We start from the raw sequence: 16,620 nt of genomic DNA on the forward strand, positions 1-16,620 counted from the left end.
GTTCGGAAGTTCGAGGCCTTGTGTCTTGCAGCGCGACCTAGACTTGCATCAGGAGTCACAGTCCTGTCCCCGCTTGCGGGGCACCGAGGTGCATCATGCGTATGGCAAGAACCGTGCAGCGCAGCCTGGAACAAGCCGCTTGCGAGTTTGATCTGGTGAGCCATCCCCATTCCGCCAGCAGCCTGGAAACGGCGCGGGTGGCGGGGGTACCGGCGGAGCGAGTGGCCAAGTCGGTGATCCTCGACGATCACCACGGCCATTACCTGATGGCGGTGTTGCCGGCCAGTCGGCACCTGGACCTCGGCAAGGTGCGCGGCAGCGGCGAATGGCAGGTCACCCGGGAAAGCACCCTGGCCCACCTGTTCAACGACTGCGAGCGCGGCGCGGTGCCGGCCCTGGGCGAGTCCTATGGGCTGGACGTGGTGATCGACCCGCTGCTGACCCGGCAGAAAGACATCTACCTGGAAGCCGGCAACCACCACAACCTGGTGCACATGAGCATGGCCCAGTACCTGAAGCTGGTGCCCCACGCCGAGGTTTGCGAAGTCTCGCACTGATCAGGAGCCCGACCATGGAAGCACCGACCCACAGCCTGCCGGCGTTGTTCAAGCAGTTGGGGCTGGCCGATGACCCGGTGAGTATCGAGCGTTTCATCGCCACGCATTCGCCGCTCAAACCGGAGCTGCACCTGGCGGACGCGTTTTTCTGGAGCGAGAGCCAGGCCGACTTTCTGCGCACGGAAGTGCTCGATGATGCGGATTGGGCCGAGGTGGTGGATCAGTTGGATGTGTTGTTGAGGAAGGGGCGCGGGGGCTGATGAGCTGTAGTTGTTGATATGGAGTATTTAGACCAGAATCACGACCTGAATTGAGGTCATGATTATGCAGAGTATTCTGGCTGACAAAGCCGTCAGCGTATCTGAGTTGAAGAAAAACCCTTCTGCCGTCTTGAGTGGTGCCCAGGGCGGGCCAGTGGCGGTGTTGAATCACAATCGTGTCATGGGCTACATGGTTCCGGCCGAGGTTTTCGAAGCGTTGATGGAACGCCTGGATGATCTGGAGTTGGCCGAAATCATCCGCGAGCGCAGCCATGAGACGCCCGTTCCGGTCAGTCTGGATGACTTATAGCCTTGAGTTCCTGCCTTCGGCACACAAGGAATGGAACAAGTTGGGGCATACGCTTCGAGAGCAATTCAAGAAAAAGCTCGCCGAACGGCTTGAGGTGCCGCGAATCCCTGCTGATGCCCTGCATGGGCTTCCCGATTGCTACAAAATTAAACTCAAGGCTTCGGGCTACCGATTGGTTTATCAAGTGATCGAAGAGCGCGTCGTGGTTTGCGTGGTTGCGGTCGGCAAGCGCGAGCGTGGAACCGTTTACGAGCAGGCCAGGAAACGCTGAGGTTCGCTGGCAAGCTGTGCATCTTCACTCTCAGGCAATTGTTACAAAACTTGACTGGATTTATCCGTCAATGACATATTGATAGTTAGCAAACTAACAGTGTGCGAACAACCTTGTGTCCAGCTCCCTTGAATCACTCCACATGAATATCAGCAGTGGCATGGTGGTCGCGTCCCGGCATTGGCGGCGGATCTGCCAGACCACGCTGGTCAACTTCGGCATTTCCGAAGCCTGCGCGGTGCCGCTGTTGATGATCGGGCGCCTGGGCGAGGGCGTGCGCCAGGTCACGGTGGCCCAGGCCGCGGGGATGGAAAGCCCGTCCCTGGTGCGCCTGCTGGATCAACTGTGCAGCGCCGGCTACGTGTGCCGCAGTGAAGACCCCCACGACCGCCGGGCCAAATGCCTGAGCCTGACCGACACCGGTCGCGAGCTGGTGCAGGCGGTGGAAAGCGAGTTGGTGCGCCTGCGTCATGAAGTGCTGGAAGGCATTGGCAGCGCCGACCTGGAAGCGGCGTTGCGGGTGATCCGCGCGTTCGAGTCCGCCAGTCATGTACCGGTGCTGCCATCTTGAAAGGCTTCTTTACCGGCATGCCTCCCGCGCGGGACTGGTTCTATGGCGTACGTACCTTCGCCGCGTCGATGATCGCCCTGTACATCGCCATGCTGATGCAGATGCCCCGTCCGTATTGGGCGATGGCCACGGTGTACATCGTCTCCAGCCCCTACGTCGGCCCCACCAGTTCCAAGGCCCTGTACCGGGCGATCGGCACCTTTCTCGGGGCGGCGGCCGCGGTGCTGTTCGTGCCGATGTTCGTGCAGAGCCCCTACCTGCTGGTGGTGATCATCGCCCTGTGGACCGGGATCCTGCTGTTCCTGTCCATGCACCTGCGCACTGCCAACAACTACGCCCTGATGCTGGCCGGCTACACCTTGCCGCTGATCGCCCTGCCGGTGGTGGACAACCCCCTGGGGGTCTGGGACGTCGCCGAGGCGCGGACCGAGGAAATCTTCCTCGGCATCGTTTGCGCCGCGGTGATCGGCAGCATGTTCTGGCCCCGGCGGCTGGCCCCGGTGTTCGTCGATTCCGCCGCCAAGTGGTTCGCCGATGCCGCGCTCTACAGCCAGCGCTTCCTGGCCCGCAACGTCCAGCCCGAGGAAGTCAGTGCCCTGCGCGCGTCCATGGTGGGCACCTTCAACACCCTGGAACTGATGATCGGCCAGTTGCCCCACGAGGGCGCCCGGCCGCAGACCGTGCGCAACACCAAGGAGCTGCGCGGGCGGATGATCAACCTGCTGCCGGTGGTGGATGCCCTGGACGATGCCCTGTATGCCCTGGAACGGCGTACCCCGGAGCTGGTGGCGCAGTTCGCCCCCTTGCTGGCCAAGGCCGATGAATGGCTGCAAGGCACCGCCCGGGATGCTTCGGTGGAACGCTGGCAGGCCCTGCGCGATGAACTCGAAGCCTTGCAGCCAAGCCCCGAAGCCCTGGATGACCGGCGCCAGCTGCTGATGTCCAACGCTCTGTATCGCCTCGGCGAGTGGATCGACCTGTGGCAGGACTGCCGCAGCCTGCAGCACGCCATCCAGAGTGAAAGCCAGGCGCCCTGGCGCGCGGTCTACCGGCATTGGCGGCTGGGCCGGCTGACGCCGTTTCTCGATCGTGGGCTGATGCTGTACTCGGCGGGCTCGACGGTCCTGGCGATCATCGTCGCCTCGGTGCTGTGGATTCTCCTGGGCTGGACCGACGGCGGCAGCGCCGTGATCCTGGCGGCGGTGGCCTGCAGTTTCTTTGCTTCCATGGACGACCCGGCGCCGCAGATCTACCGGTTCTTTTTCTGGACCGCGATGTCGGTGCTGTTCGCCAGCCTCTACCTGTTCCTGATCCTGCCCAACCTGCACGACTTCCCGATGCTGGTGCTGGCCTTTGCCGTGCCGTTCATTTGCGTCGGCACCCTGACGGTGCAGCCGCGGTTCTACCTCGGCATGCTGCTGACCATCGTCAACACCTCGTCCTTCATCAGCATCCAGGGCGCCTACGACGCGGACTTCCTGAGTTTTGCCAACTCCAACCTGGCCGGCCCCATGGGCCTGCTGTTCGCCTTTGTCTGGACCCTGATCGCCCGGCCGTTCGGCTCCGAACTGGCGGCCAAGCGCCTGACCCGCTTCAGCTGGCGCGACATCGTCAGCCTCAGCGAACCGGCGACCCTGGCCGAACACCGGCACATGGGTGCACAGATGCTCGACCGCCTGATGCAGCACCTGCCGCGCCTGGCCATGACCGGGCAGGACACCGGCATAGCCCTGCGGGAGTTGCGCGTGGCGCTCAATATGCTGGACCTGCTGGCCTACGCACCGCGGGTGCAGGGCGTGGCCCAGAGCCTGCTGCGCCAGGTGGTGGCCGAGGTGGGCGAGTACTTCAAGGCTTGCCTCAAGGCCGGCGAACGCCTGCCGGCCCCCAGCGGGCTGCTGATGACCCTCGACCGTACCCGCCGCGCCCTCGGCAGCCAGGGCCTGCAAGGCGACCACGAAACCCGCCTGCACCTGCTGCACGCCCTCAGCGGCCTGCGCTTGGCGCTGTTGCCGGGGGTGGAATTCGTCGCCACCGGCGAGCTTGAAGAACCCCTTCCCCATGGCATCGATGGAGCGCCCCTATGATCGGTGATCTGGATATCAGCGGGGTGTTCCTGCCCACGCTGCTGGTGCTGATGGGCATCACTTATGGCTTGTACCTGCTGGTGCACGGGGTGCTGACGCGCTTGCACTTTTATCGTCTGGTCTGGCACCGGGCGCTGTTCAACGTGGGTCTCTACGCTCTGCTACTGGGCGCGGTGGACTCTCTCAGTCGATACCTGATGACATGAAAAAACCTTTATTGACCATTGGCCGTGTGGTCCTGACGTTACTGGTGGTGACCTTCGCGGTCGTGGTGGTCTGGCGCATGGTGATGTACTACATGTTCGCGCCCTGGACCCGGGACGGGCATATCCGCGCCGATATCGTGCAGATCGCTCCGGACGTGTCCGGGCTGATCCAGCAAGTGCAGGTGCGTGACAACCAACTGGTGCAACGCGGCCAGGTGCTGTTCAGCATCGACCAGGACCGCTTCAAGCTGGCCCTGCGCCAGGCCAAGGCGGCCCTGGCCGACCGCCAGGAAACCCTGGCCCAGGCCCAGCGCGAGGCCAAGCGCAACCGTGGCCTGGGCAACCTGGTGCCGCGCGAGCAACTGGAAGAAAGCCAGTCCCGCGAGGCCCGCGCCCAGTCGGCCCTGGCCGAGGCCCAGGTGGCGGTGGACAGCGCCCAGCTCAACCTCGACCGCTCGGTGGTACGCAGCCCGGTGGACGGCTACGTCAACGACCGTGCGCCGCGCACCCAGGAATTCGTCACCGCCGGGCGCCCGGTGCTGTCGGTGGTGGACAGCAACTCCTTCCACATCGATGGCTATTTCGAAGAGACCAAGCTCGATGGCATCCATGTCGGCCAGGCCGTGGATATCCGTGTGATCGGCGACCGTGCGCGGCTGCGCGGGCATGTGGAAAGCATCGTCGCCGGGATCGAGGACCGTGACCGCAGCAGCGGCTCCAACCTGTTGCCCAACGTCAACCCGGCCTTCAGTTGGGTGCGCCTGGCGCAACGGATTCCGGTGCGCATCGCCTTCGACGATGTGCCGGCGGACTTTCGCATGATCGCCGGGCGCACCGCCACGGTGTCGATCCTCGACGACCAGGCCAAGCAGGAGCCCGGCCAATGAACAACGGCGCGCGTTTGGCCCTGGCCGGGCTCGGCCTGCTGCTCTCGGCCTGCCAGATGGTCGGGCCGGATTACCAGGTGCCCGGGGATGCTGCGGTGCAGCGCAAGGATTTGCAGGGCCAGTTGAGCGCCAAGGGCGCCAACGTGGTGTCGGCGCCGGTGCCTGCCGACTGGTGGCGGCTGTACCAGGACCCGCGCCTGGACCAGCTGGTGCAGCAGGCCCTGGCTTCCAACACCGACCTGCGGGTGGCGGCGGCCAACCTGGCTCGGGCCCGTGCCCAGGTGGATGAAGCCCAGGCCGCCGGTGGCTGGAGCGGTGGGGTCAAGGCCGGGGTCGAGCGCCTGCAGGAATCCGGCGAAGCCTTCCTGCTGCCGGAAAAGGTGCCAGTGGCCAACGTCGGCAACCTGTCCATCAGCACCTCCTACCAGTTCGACCTGTTCGGCACCTTGCAGCGCGGCATCGAGGCGGCCCAGGCCAATGCCGACGCGACCCAGGCTGCGGCGGATACCGCGCGCATTACCCTGGTGGCGGACGTGGTGCGGGCCTACACCCAGGTTTGCGCGGCCAACGAAGAACGGGAAATCGCCGAGCACTCCCTGAGCCTGCAAGCCCAGAGCACCGAGCTGACCCAGCGCCTGCGCGATGCCGGGCGCGGCGACGAAACCCAGGTCACCCGTTCCCAGACCCAATTCAAATCCCTGCGTGCCGAACTGCCGCGCTATGAGGCGGCGCGCCAATCGGGCCTGTTCCGCCTGTCGATGCTGCTGGCCAAGCCGCTGGATCAATTGCCCGCCGGCACCGACAGTTGCGCCCAGTTGCCGCATATCACCCAGCTGTTGCCGGTGGGCGATGGCGCGGCGCTGCTCAAGCGCCGCCCCGACGTACGGCAGGCCGAGCGCCAGCTGGCCGCCGCCACCGCGCGAATCGGCGTGGCCACCGGGGCCCTGTATCCGGATATCAGCATCGGCGCGACGGTCGGCACCGTGGGCATCCTCGACAACCTCGGCAAGCCTTCCACCAATCGCTGGGGCTTCGGCCCGCTGATCAGCTGGACGGTGCCGGCCAATGGCGCCCGCGAGCGCATTCATGAAGCCGAGGCCGCCAGCCAGGGCGCCCTGGCGCATTTCGATGGGGTGGTGCTCAACGCCATCCGCGAAACCCAGACCGGCCTGGCCCAGTACAGCGCGCAGCTGCAGCGCCGCGATGCCCTGGCGGATGCCGAGCAGTCGGCGCAACTGGCGGCGGACCAGACCCACCGCTTCTTCCAGGCCGGGCGCGCGTCCTTCCTCGCCGACCTGCAGGCTACCCGCACCTACACCGATATGCGCGCGCAACTGGCGGCGGCCAACACCCAGGTAGCCATGAGCCAGATCGATCTGTTCCTGGCCCTGGGCGGCGGTTGGGAAAGCGGACGAACGCAAGGCCCGGAACACGCGAAACCCTGAGGCGGTTGCTATGCTTTGATCAGTTGGAAAAGTGCCTTGTGCAACGTGCCTTCCAACCGATCAAAGCATGTGATGGTCATGGGGATTCCAATAATGAAAAACCCTTATGCTCCGGGCTTCTGGTGCGCGCTCTGCGCCCTGGTGCTGCTGTCTGCCACCTACTTCTACGGCATCATGCTGGCCCATCAGATCGACAAGGCCCTGGTGTTCCTCGACAGCGCCAGCGCGTTGATCGCGGTGATGGCCATCGGTGTGGTGGCCTGGGCCTCCTTTCAGGGCCAGAAAATCAAGAAGAAACAGCTCGAACAGAGCAAGACCCTGGTGGTCATCTGGGACACCAAGGTGGCCTTGCGCCGGGTCGAAACCGTATTCGACCGCTACTTCTGGGGCAGTTACTGGCAACCGGGGCGGACCTTCGCCGAAGTCATGGGCGAACTCACCGGCACCCCGCTGGAAAAGAGCCTGGAGGCCCTGAAGAAGCAGTGCATGCTGCTGGACAAGCAGGCCGAGGACGGTCACCACTGGCTGAGCAATGCCCGGGAGCTGTCGGATGTCGCCACCGCCATGGCGCGGGAGCGCTACCAGCTGGATTTCTGCGACCCACGGGGCGAATCCCGGGGCAACAGCGCGGTGATCGACCGGGATTTCGAGGTTCTGGTGTACACCTGGAGCGCCCGGCTCAAGAGCTTCGATCATCAGCTCGATGCCTTGGAAATCGAATACTCCTAAAAGCCCCTTCCCCTGGCCCTGTAACAGCGGCGGCTGCCGGTTTGCGGCAGCCGCTGCCCTGGCCATCTCCCCGCGCTCCACGGTTTTTCACATTCAAAGATTGGGCTCGCCCTAGCCGCCAGTGGTAATCTGCGCCGGTTTTACGCGGAGTCGAGCCGCAACCCGTCATGGGTTCAGGGAAGACGACCACACCTTCAAACAACGGATATTGATCGGGTCAGACATGAATAAATCAGCAGGCGTACTGTTAGGAATCGTCGTCGCAGTAGGTGCCATCAGTGCCGGCGGTGCCTGGTACACCGGCACCAAGCTGGAAGGGGTCCTGCAGCAGCAGGTGATTGAAAGCAACAAGGAGCTGCAAGCGGCGCTGATCGGCTATGACGCCACCGCCACTCTGGAGCTGGTGTCCCTGGAGCGTGGCGTGTTCAGCAGCAATGCCCGCTACCGCCTCAAGACCCAGGGCGAGGTGTTCAACGGTGGGCTGGAACTGATGATCGCCGACCATATCGAACACGGCCCGCTGCCTTTCTCGCGCTTGATCCGCCTCAAGTGGCTGCCAGTCATGGCGTCCAGTCATTACGAGCTGGAGAACAACGGGCAGACCGACAAGTGGTTTGCCGCCACCAAGGGTGCTGCACCGTTCAAGGGCGTGGTCAATGTCGGCTATGACCTGTCCGCGGAGGGCACCCTGGATTTCGCTCCGATGGAACTGGCCCTGGATGAGCTGAACAACCTCAAGTTCTCCGGCCTGAATGCCACTTTCAGCGTCGGCGACAATCGCCGCAAGGCCAAGGTCGATGGCTATATGGACAGCCTGAGCCTGTTCCTCAGCTCGCCGGACAAGGCCCCGCTCAAACTGGAAATCAACGGCCTGACCCTGGCCAGCAACCTGCAGAAAAGCAGCTTCGACTACTTCCTGGGCCAGAACACCCTGGAGCTCAGCGGCCTGAAGGCCACCTTCGGCGACAAGCAGTCGGTGCTGACCCTGAAGCACTTCGAGCAGAAGACCTTCAGCGAAGAAACCGGCAGCACAGTGGCGGGCCGTGCGGATTACCGAGTGGGCGAAATCGCCTTCGACGGCAAGACCGTGGGTTCGGCCGAGATGCTCTGGAGCATGAAGAGCCTCGACAGCCAGGGCATGCTCGATCTGGTCCAGGTCTACCAGAACGTGCTGCAGCCGTATCAGAAGGCCGCCACCGAGGCCTCTGCCGAGGGTGAACCGGCTCCGGAACTGCAAATGTCCGACGCCGAGCAGGTCAAGGTACGGGCTGCCGTGAACAAGGTCCTGGAAGCCAAGCCGCAGATCGCCCTGGAAAGCCTGGCATTCAAGACCGCCGGTGGTGAAAGCCGTTTCAGCCTGAGCCTGGATCTGGCCAAGCCGCAGAGCCTGGAGCTGCCGCCGGCTGAGCTGGGCAAGCAACTGGTCAGCCAGCTGGATGCCAAGCTGTCGCTGTCCAAGCCGATGGTGGCAGACATCGCCGCCCTGCAGGCCCAGGTCGAAGGCCAGACCGATGCCAAGCTGATCGCCGAGCAAAGCGCGGCCACTGCAGAAATGCTCAGTGCCATGGCCCTGTCCACCCAACTGGCCAAGCTGGAAGGCAATGACGTGGTGTCGGCCCTGCACTATGCCAATAACGAAGTGAACTTCAATGGCCAGAAAATGACCGTTGAGCAGTTCATCGGTTTGGTCATGAGCAAGCTGGGGGGCGTAGGCGCCCAGCAGTAAAGGTGCACGGGCCGCTTTGCGCGGCCCTTCTTGTGCAACCCCTGACGCCCGGCCTGTGCAGCCCACAGGTCGGGCGTTGTGCTGTCTGGAGCAAGGCGGTGAGGGCGGCTGCAGGCCCCGCAGAATCTGATTCTGAATAAATATGGCGCTGCAAATTCTGAACTAACCTTCGTGGAAGAATTCTCCCAGACGCTCTGTCGATCTTCTGATCGTCCGGGCTGGGGCGTAAGGGCGGGGCGCATAACTCCGGCTAGCCACGTAAGGATGCTGACGAAATGCAACGCACTGTTCATCCCGCTCGCCGCTACGGCCTTCGTCCGCTGTTTCGCCTGGCATTGTGCAGCCAACTGTTATGGCCGGGCCTGGCGTTCGCCGATGCGGCCTATGACCAGTTGATCATCCAGGCCCGGGCCGGCAGCTACGCCCCGGCGCTGAACCATTTGCGCCAAGTGCCGGCGGACCGGTTGAACAACGGGCTGGTCAGCGACCACCTGCAGATCGCCAGCTGGGCGGGCCTCGATGCCGAGGTGGTGAAGGTCTACGAGACCCAGGGCCGCAACCGGGTGCTGCCGGCGCAGGCGCTGGCCGCCACGGCCCGTGCCTATCGCAACCTCAAGCAGTGGGACAACGCCACCCAGGTCTATCGCCTGGCCCTGCAGCGCGACCCGCAGAACGCCGACCTGCAGCTGGGGCTGGCCCTGACCCAGGCCGATGCCGGCCAGCCGGCCGAAGCCGTGGCCCGGGCCAAGGCCCTGGTGGCGGCCAAGCCCGATGACCCGAACCGGCGCCTGGCCCTGGGCTACGCGCTGACCCGCGCCAACCAGCCTTATGACGCCCTGGCTGCATACGACCAGGCGTTTATCCGCGCTGGCGACAAGCCCGAAGTCATTCGCGAATACATCTACGCCCTGCAGCGGGCGCGCCTGCCGGAACCGGCCCTGCGCCTGGCCCGGCAGCACCCCGGGCTGATCGACCCGGTGATCCAGCGGCGCATCCAGGCTGACCTCGCCGCCGAACGGGTGCGCCTCTCGGAGCTGGCCAGCCGCAGTGAGAAAGAGCGCTTTGTGGTGGCCGACCGTGCCCTGGCCGACTACGACACCCTGTTCGCCGCCTGGGGCAAGGACCCTCAAGCCCAGGACGACCTGACCCGCTGGCGCATCGACCGCCTGGGCGCCCTCAAGTCCCGGGCGCGCACCGCAGAGGTGATCAGCGAATACGAGCAGCTCACCGCTGCCGGCGTAGCCATTCCCCCGTATGCCCTGCGCTGGGTGGCGGCCTCCTACCTCGACCAGCGCCAGCCGGAAATCGCCGCGGACCTGTATCGGCGTGTGTTTTCGGCACCGGACGGTGATGCCGACCACCGCCTGGAAGACACCACCGCGCTGTATTACGCGCTGCTGGAAAGTGAACGCCCGGAAGAGGCGCTGAAACTCGCCAATGACCTGGCCGACAGTGTGCCGCAGCGAATTCAGCTCACCGGGCAAACCGTGGGCGACCCCAATGACGACTGGGTCGATGCCCAACTGCTGGCGGCCCAGGCCGGTGCCGACGGCACGGCCGGGGCTGACCTGCCGGGCACCGAGCAGCGCCTGGAGACCCTGGCGGGGCAGGCTCCGGGCAACATCAGCGTGCGCCTGGCCCAGGCCGATCTGTACCGGGTGCGCGACTGGCCCCGGCTTTCGGAAAGCCTGCTCAAGGAAACCGAGAGTGTGGCCCCGCGCGATGTCAGCCTGGAAGTGTCCCAGGGCCATACGGCCCAGGACCTGCAGGAATGGCGGCAACTGGATGCGCTGACCGACGACGTGGTGGAGCGCTTTCCGGAGAGCCGCCAGGTGCAGCGCCTGGCCCGCGAGCGCGAAGTGCACGACATGGCCGAACTGCGGGTCATGACCTATGGCGGCAAGAGTTACGGCGGTGGCAGCAATGGTGCCGGCGCGGTATCCGGCAGCCGTGATTTCGGCATCGAAAGCCGGCTTTACACGCCGCCGATCGCCGAGGACTGGCGCCTGTTCGGCGGCATCGGCTATGCCATGGGGGACTTCTCGGAAGGGATCGGCAATCACCGCTGGCAGGTCCTGGGGGTGGAGCGGCGCACCCGCGACATGACCCTGGAAGCGGAAGTCTCCAACCATTCCTATGGCTACGGCGACAAGACCGGTGCCCGGGTGTCGCTGGCGCGGGACATCGACGATCACTGGCAATACGGCGGCAGCCTCGACTACCTCTCTGCCAACACCCCGCTGCGGGCCCTCAACAGCGATATCAGCGCCAACGGCGGCAGCGCCTTCCTGCGTTGGCGGGCCAATGAAAGCCGCGAGTGGAAACTGTCCCTCAGCCCGTCGCACTTCAGCGACGGCAACAATAGGTTCGAGGCCCTGCTCACGGGCCGCGAAGGGGTCTACCGCTCGCCGAAAGTGCAGGTCGACCTCGGCCTGGAAGTGGGCGCCAGCCACAACACCCTGGAAGACACCCCTTACTACAACCCCGAGGCGGACCTCAGCGTCCTGCCCACCGTCACCGTCAACCACGTGCTCTATCACCGCTATCAGACCTCCTGGAGCCAACAGTTCCAGGCCGGCGCCGGTACCTACAGCGAACGCGGCTACTCCACTGGAGCGGTGGGGCTGCTCAGCTACGGCCAGCGCTACAGCTGGAACGACGTGTTCGACATCGGCGGAGTCCTGAGCGTGATCAACCGGCCTTACGACGGCGATCGGGAAACCGACCTGCGCCTGGCTGTCGACCTTACCTATCGCTTCTAGAGAAGAGTGTGACGATGCGCCTGATCAACCGTTGCATCCTCCTGCTGGGAGCCCTGGTTCTCAGTGCCTGTTCCCAGCCCGCCGCCGACTTTCTCGCCCCGGCGCAACGGCCGTTGCCCAACACCGAGGCGCCCTGGCCGAAGAACCACGTGCTGGGCATTGCCTACCACGACATCGAGGATCGCGACCCGGACCAACGGGTGGTGGCGGTGCGCACCGAGCGGATGATCGAGCAACTGGCCTGGTTGCGGGAAAACGGCTACCGGCCCGTGACCGTGGACCAGATCCTGGCGGCGCGCAACGGCGGCCCCGAACTGCCGGCCAAGGCCATCCTGCTGACCTTCGATGACGGTTATTCGAGCTTCTACACCCGGGTGCTGCCGGTGCTGCGCAGCTATCACTGGCCTGCGGTGCTGGCGCCGGTGGGCACCTGGATCGACACCCCGGCCGACCAGCCGGTGAACTTCGCCGGCGAGCTGCGGCCCCGCTCACAGTTCCTGACCTGGGCGCAGGTCCGGGAAATCTCCCGTTCCGGGCTGGTGGAAATCGCCGCCCATACCGACCACAGCCACCTGGGCATTCTTGCCAACCCTCAGGGCAACCTGCAGCCGGCGGCGGCGACCCGCCGTTTTGACGCCGCCTCCGGGCGCTATGAAAGCGAGGCGGATTTCCAGGCGCGGATGCGCCAGGACGTGACCGCCATCTCGAACAAGATCCTGGCCGTGGCCGGCTATCGCCCGCGGATCTGGGTCTGGCCCTACGGCACGGCCGACGGCTCCACCCTGCAAGTGGTGGACAGCCAGGGCTTCAAGCTGGCCCTGACCCTGGACGACGGCCTGGACACACTCGACAACCTGATGAGCAGCCCGCGTTTCCTCGTGGTCTCGGACCCGGACGGCATGCACTTCTCCAACAGCATTGTCGGTGCCGAGACCGCCGCGCCCATGCGCGTGGTGCACGTGGACCTGGACAACGTCTACGACCCGGACCCCAAGCAGCAGGAGGTCAACCTCGGCAAGCTGGTGCAGCGCATGGCCGACCTGGGGGCCAACACCGTATTCCTCCAGGCCTTCGCCGACCCCAAGGGCGACGGCCTGGTGCAGTCGCTGTATTTCCCCAACCGGCACCTGCCGATGCGCGCCGACCTGTTCGACCGGGTCGCCTGGCAATTGCGCACCCGGGCCCACGTCAAGGTCTATGCCTGGATGCCGGTGCTCAGCTTCGCCCTGGACGCCCGGCTACCCCGGGTCACGCGCTGGGATCCGGCCACCGGCCAGAGTGCGATCGATCCTAAGCAGTACCAGCGGCTGTCGCCCTTCGACCCCAATGTGCGCCAGCAGATCGGCGACCTCTACGAGGACGTGGCGCGCATGACGTCGGTGGACGGCATCCTGTTCCACGACGACGCCGTGCTCTCGGATTTCGAAGACGCCAGCCCCGGAGCCTTGCGCGCCTATGCGGCCCAGGGCCTGCCGGGTTCCATGGCCGCCCTGCGCGACGATCCGGCCACCCTGCAGCGCTGGACCCGCTTCAAGAGCCGCTACCTGATCGACTTCACCCATGAACTGGCCGCCAAGGTCCGGGCGATTCGCGGGCCGCAGGTGCAGACCGCGCGCAACCTGTTCGCCGAGCCGATCATCAACCCGCAGAGTGAAACCTGGTTCGCCCAGAACCTCGATGATTTCCTGGTCAGCTACGACTGGACCGCGCCCATGGCCATGCCGCTGATGGAAGGCCAGAGCCAGCGGCATTCCGGGCCCTGGCTCGAAGCCTTGGTGGACCAGGTGCGCGCCCGCCCCGGTGCCTTGCAGCGCACGGTGTTCGAGCTGCAGGCCCGGGACTGGGCCCGCAAGCCCGCCAGCGACCTCTCCGCCCAGCAACTGGCGGACTGGATGGGCCGCCTCAAGCGCCAGGGCGCGACCAATTTCGGCTACTACCCGGACAACTTCCTCGAGAACTCACCGGACCTGAAGACTCTGCGGCCCGCGCTCTCCAACAAATGGAGCCCTTGAATCATGGTGGATCGTATCTTTGCGCTGGTGGTCCTGGCGCTCGTTCTCGGCGTGCCCCTGGGGCTGATCTTCGTGCTGACCGGCGAATTCCTCATGGACTTCGTCTTCTACTACCCCTTGTTCATGTCGGCGCTGTGGATCGCCGGCGGCCTGTATTACTGGATGCACTGGGAGCGCCACTGGCCGTGGAGCGACGATACCCTGCCGCCGCCCCTGGCCGGTGAGCCGCTGATCAGCATCCTCATTCCTTGCTACAACGAAGGCGACAACGTCGCCGACACCATTCATGCGGCCCTGGCCCAGCAGTACCCGAACATCGAAGTGATCGCCATCAACGATGGCTCCAAGGACAACACCGCCGAGGTGCTGGACCGCCTTGCCGCCCAGGACCCGCGCCTGCGGGTGTTGCACCTGGCGCAGAACCAGGGCAAGGCCGTGGCCCTGCGCATGGGCGCGGTGGCGGCACACAGCGAATACCTGGTGTGCATCGACGGCGATGCGCTGCTGGCGCCCAACACGGCGGCCTACCTGGTAGCGCCGATGCTGGACAACCCGCGCCTGGGCGCCGTGACCGGCAACCCGCGGATCCGCACCCGTTCGACCCTGGTGGGTCGGGTCCAGGTGGGCGAGTTCTCCTCGATCATCGGCCTGATCAAGCGCACCCAGCGGGTGTTCGGCAAAGTCTTCACCGTCTCCGGGGTGATCGTCGCCTTCCGTCGCACCGCCCTGCACCGGGTGGGCTACTGGAGCCCGGACATGATCACCGAAGACATCGACATCAGCTGGAAGCTGCAACTGGACCACTGGTACGTGTTCTTCGAGCCGCGGGCGCTGTGCTGGATCCTCATGCCGGAGACCCTGCGCGGCCTGTGGAAGCAACGCCTGCGCTGGGCCCAGGGCGGCGCCGAGGTGCTGTTCAAGAACATCCGCGGGATCTGGGAGTGGCGCCACCGCTACCTCTGGACCCTGCTGTTCGACTACTGCCTGTCCACCGGCTGGGCCTTCACCTTCCTGCTGTCGGTGATCTTCTGGGCCCTGGGCAAGTTCATCGTCATGCCCGAGGCCATCGCGGTGCACACCATCGTCCCGCCGGCCTTCACCGGGCTGGTGCTGGCGATGGTCTGCCTGACCCAGTTCGCGGTGAGTATCCTGATCGACCGCCGTTATGAAAAAGACCTGTGGAAAACCATGTTCTGGGTGGTCTGGTACCCGCTGGTGTTCTGGTTCATCAGCCTGTTCACCACCCTGGTGAGCTTTCCCCGGGTGCTGTTTGGCGAACACCAGAAACGCGCGCGCTGGGTCAGCCCGGACCGCGGCATCAAACCCATCGATGACGAAGAGGAGGTGCGCTGATGAAAATCATCCGAACCCGCCAGCGTCCGTTCATGGTGATCGTCGACGTTGTCCTCACCGTACTGGCCTGGGTAGGCCTGCTGTACTTGCTGGTTCGTGGGCTCATTCCGCTGCTGGACAGCCATGAAGGGCCGCGGATCGAAGCGGGCATGCTCGATGCCCTGACCACCCTGCAGTTCTATGCCTGGGTGGCGGTACTCAATGCGGTGCTGCTGATTTCCTGGGCCCGCTACCGCCAGCGTCGCAACAAGAGCTACCCGCCCCGGCTGCCGGCACCCGTGGTAGACGACAAGCGCCTGAGCGAAACCTTCAAGCTCAACGACGCGACCTTCGCCCAGATGCGCCAGCCCGGCACCATGATCGTGCACAACGACGAGGAGGGCGGTATCAGCCACGTCACCACGCAGTTCTATCGCATTCTTCCCGAAGACCAGCAGCACCCGCCGCTGAGGGTGGAACCGCCGCCGCGGGTGATCCATCTGCGTTCGGAAGGGGATGAAGGCAAGAAGACAGGAGAAGATTGATTGCCCAGGGGGGATGAGCCCTGGGGGGGTACGGCTCTTCTGAATTTGCAGAGGGAATTGTCTGATTCTATTTTCAGTAAATAAATCAATGCGTTATTGATTTATTTGGGGTTTCTGCATGGGTTTGTCGCTACGGATGTGGTTGTGGGTGAGTTGTTCTTTATCGTAGCGAGAGAGTGAGAACCAGGGTTCTTGCGTACGGGCGTTGGCTCTTCTAAGTGTGCAATCTCAAATTTTTGCTAAAACTTTTTAAAACTCTATAGCCTTGATTTAAAAGGCTTTCAGATGATTTTTCCTTTAAATATTTCAAAATTTAAAATGGGCGGCTCCATGATGGAGCTGCATGTTTTTTATCTCGTAAAGTTGTTTGAAAGTTTGATTTGATTGTTATTGGCGATTCTGCGGCAGTCATTTGACGATGCAGTAATAGCTTATTAGCGTCACGCCCTTCGTAGCTCTTGTCGTCACGCTTTCGAAGGATCGGATATGTCTCTCTCCACGCTCGGGATGAGGTTGTGCTGTGCCTTGTCCTGCCTGCTGCTGTTCAGCGCGCTGCATAGCGCCGCTGTCGCGCCGATGCCTGGTACCACCTTCAACCTGGGCGCCCAGTCCTTCATCCGCGGCTACAAAGACCCGAGCCTGAACGGCGACAGCGGCTACTGCTGGCGCAACCACCTGCGCTGGACTCGCCCGATGGGCAACCACCTTGTCACCGGCGTGAGCTTTACCCATTCCCTCGAACGTCCCGAAGCCTTGAGTGAACGGGAAACCCCGACCCATTTCCGCCTGGATTTCTATCTCTGATTGCACTGATTCATTGAGGCTTTTGACATGGACGTTCGCCAATTCGCCTTTCTGGCCCGCCAGCCTTCCGCCACCCTGCAAGCGCGGGATACGTTCTGGGGGCTGTCCAAACGCGGTCT

At 64.2% G+C, this 16,620-nt stretch carries 16 protein-coding genes; all 16 read left to right on the plus strand.

The genetic code is table 11. The features are described 5' to 3' along the window. Positions 1 to 95: 95 nt before the first annotated feature. The 16 genes from ACUXVH_RS30245 (at position 96) to ACUXVH_RS30320 (ending at position 16,501) form a co-directional block, all read left to right on the plus strand. On the plus strand, positions 96 to 557 hold the full coding sequence (locus ACUXVH_RS30245) for an aminoacyl-tRNA deacylase (protein ID WP_011058532.1): 462 nt from the start codon (positions 96 to 98) through the stop codon (positions 555 to 557). A 14-nt stretch (positions 558 to 571) separates the two neighbouring features. Continuing rightward, positions 572 to 817: a DUF2789 domain-containing protein gene (locus ACUXVH_RS30250; protein WP_011058533.1), complete on the plus strand. Its 246-nt coding sequence runs from the start codon at positions 572 to 574 to the stop codon at positions 815 to 817. A gap of 64 nt (positions 818 to 881) precedes the next feature. Further along, positions 882 to 1,127, plus strand: a complete 246-nt coding sequence (locus ACUXVH_RS30255; protein ID WP_011058534.1) for a type II toxin-antitoxin system Phd/YefM family antitoxin — start codon at positions 882 to 884, stop codon at positions 1,125 to 1,127. After that, positions 1,117 to 1,398, plus strand: coding sequence for a type II toxin-antitoxin system RelE family toxin (locus tag ACUXVH_RS30260; protein ID WP_011058535.1), 282 nt, complete (start codon positions 1,117 to 1,119; stop codon positions 1,396 to 1,398). The genes ACUXVH_RS30255 and ACUXVH_RS30260 overlap by 11 nt, the downstream gene beginning before the upstream one ends. A gap of 142 nt (positions 1,399 to 1,540) precedes the next feature. Further along, positions 1,541 to 1,969, plus strand: a complete 429-nt coding sequence (locus tag ACUXVH_RS30265; RefSeq protein ID WP_011058536.1) for a MarR family winged helix-turn-helix transcriptional regulator — start codon at positions 1,541 to 1,543, stop codon at positions 1,967 to 1,969. Next, positions 1,966 to 4,053 (plus strand): FUSC family protein, encoded by a 2,088-nt coding sequence (locus tag ACUXVH_RS30270; protein ID WP_041751900.1) that lies wholly within the window; start codon positions 1,966 to 1,968, stop codon positions 4,051 to 4,053. Before ACUXVH_RS30265 ends, ACUXVH_RS30270 begins: the two co-directional genes overlap by 4 nt. Then, entirely contained in the window at positions 4,050 to 4,259 is a 210-nt protein-coding gene (locus ACUXVH_RS30275) for a DUF1656 domain-containing protein (protein ID WP_011058538.1), read from the plus strand. Before ACUXVH_RS30270 ends, ACUXVH_RS30275 begins: the two co-directional genes overlap by 4 nt. After that, positions 4,256 to 5,146 (plus strand): efflux RND transporter periplasmic adaptor subunit, encoded by an 891-nt coding sequence (locus ACUXVH_RS30280; RefSeq protein ID WP_011058539.1) that lies wholly within the window; start codon positions 4,256 to 4,258, stop codon positions 5,144 to 5,146. The genes ACUXVH_RS30275 and ACUXVH_RS30280 overlap by 4 nt, the downstream gene beginning before the upstream one ends. Next, entirely contained in the window at positions 5,143 to 6,591 is a 1,449-nt protein-coding gene (locus ACUXVH_RS30285; protein WP_011058540.1) for an efflux transporter outer membrane subunit, read from the plus strand. The genes ACUXVH_RS30280 and ACUXVH_RS30285 overlap by 4 nt, the downstream gene beginning before the upstream one ends. Before the next feature lie 93 nt (positions 6,592 to 6,684). Continuing rightward, positions 6,685 to 7,320, plus strand: a complete 636-nt coding sequence (locus ACUXVH_RS30290; protein WP_015633693.1) for a hypothetical protein — start codon at positions 6,685 to 6,687, stop codon at positions 7,318 to 7,320. Between the two features lie 223 nt (positions 7,321 to 7,543). Beyond that, entirely contained in the window at positions 7,544 to 9,046 is a 1,503-nt protein-coding gene (locus ACUXVH_RS30295; protein ID WP_011058542.1) for a YdgA family protein, read from the plus strand. Between the two features lie 275 nt (positions 9,047 to 9,321). Further along, on the plus strand, positions 9,322 to 11,808 hold the full coding sequence (pgaA, locus tag ACUXVH_RS30300) for a poly-beta-1,6 N-acetyl-D-glucosamine export porin PgaA (protein WP_011058543.1): 2,487 nt from the start codon (positions 9,322 to 9,324) through the stop codon (positions 11,806 to 11,808). Between the two features lie 14 nt (positions 11,809 to 11,822). Beyond that, positions 11,823 to 13,820 carry a poly-beta-1,6-N-acetyl-D-glucosamine N-deacetylase PgaB gene (gene pgaB / locus ACUXVH_RS30305; RefSeq protein ID WP_065363334.1) on the plus strand — a complete coding sequence of 666 codons (1,998 nt, stop codon included), beginning with the start codon at positions 11,823 to 11,825 and terminating at the stop codon, positions 13,818 to 13,820. Positions 13,821 to 13,823: 3 nt separating this feature from the next. Then, positions 13,824 to 15,173 (plus strand): poly-beta-1,6-N-acetyl-D-glucosamine synthase, encoded by a 1,350-nt coding sequence (gene pgaC, locus ACUXVH_RS30310; RefSeq protein WP_019093523.1) that lies wholly within the window; start codon positions 13,824 to 13,826, stop codon positions 15,171 to 15,173. Further along, positions 15,173 to 15,697 (plus strand): poly-beta-1,6-N-acetyl-D-glucosamine biosynthesis protein PgaD, encoded by a 525-nt coding sequence (gene pgaD / locus ACUXVH_RS30315; protein ID WP_011058546.1) that lies wholly within the window; start codon positions 15,173 to 15,175, stop codon positions 15,695 to 15,697. Before pgaC ends, pgaD begins: the two co-directional genes overlap by 1 nt. Before the next feature lie 486 nt (positions 15,698 to 16,183). Next, complete coding sequence (locus ACUXVH_RS30320) at positions 16,184 to 16,501, plus strand: ShlB/FhaC/HecB family hemolysin secretion/activation protein (RefSeq protein WP_065363335.1); 318 nt, start codon at positions 16,184 to 16,186, stop codon at positions 16,499 to 16,501. Positions 16,502 to 16,620 lie beyond the last annotated feature (119 nt).

Source organism: Pseudomonas sp. 8(2025) (assembly GCF_052665325.1).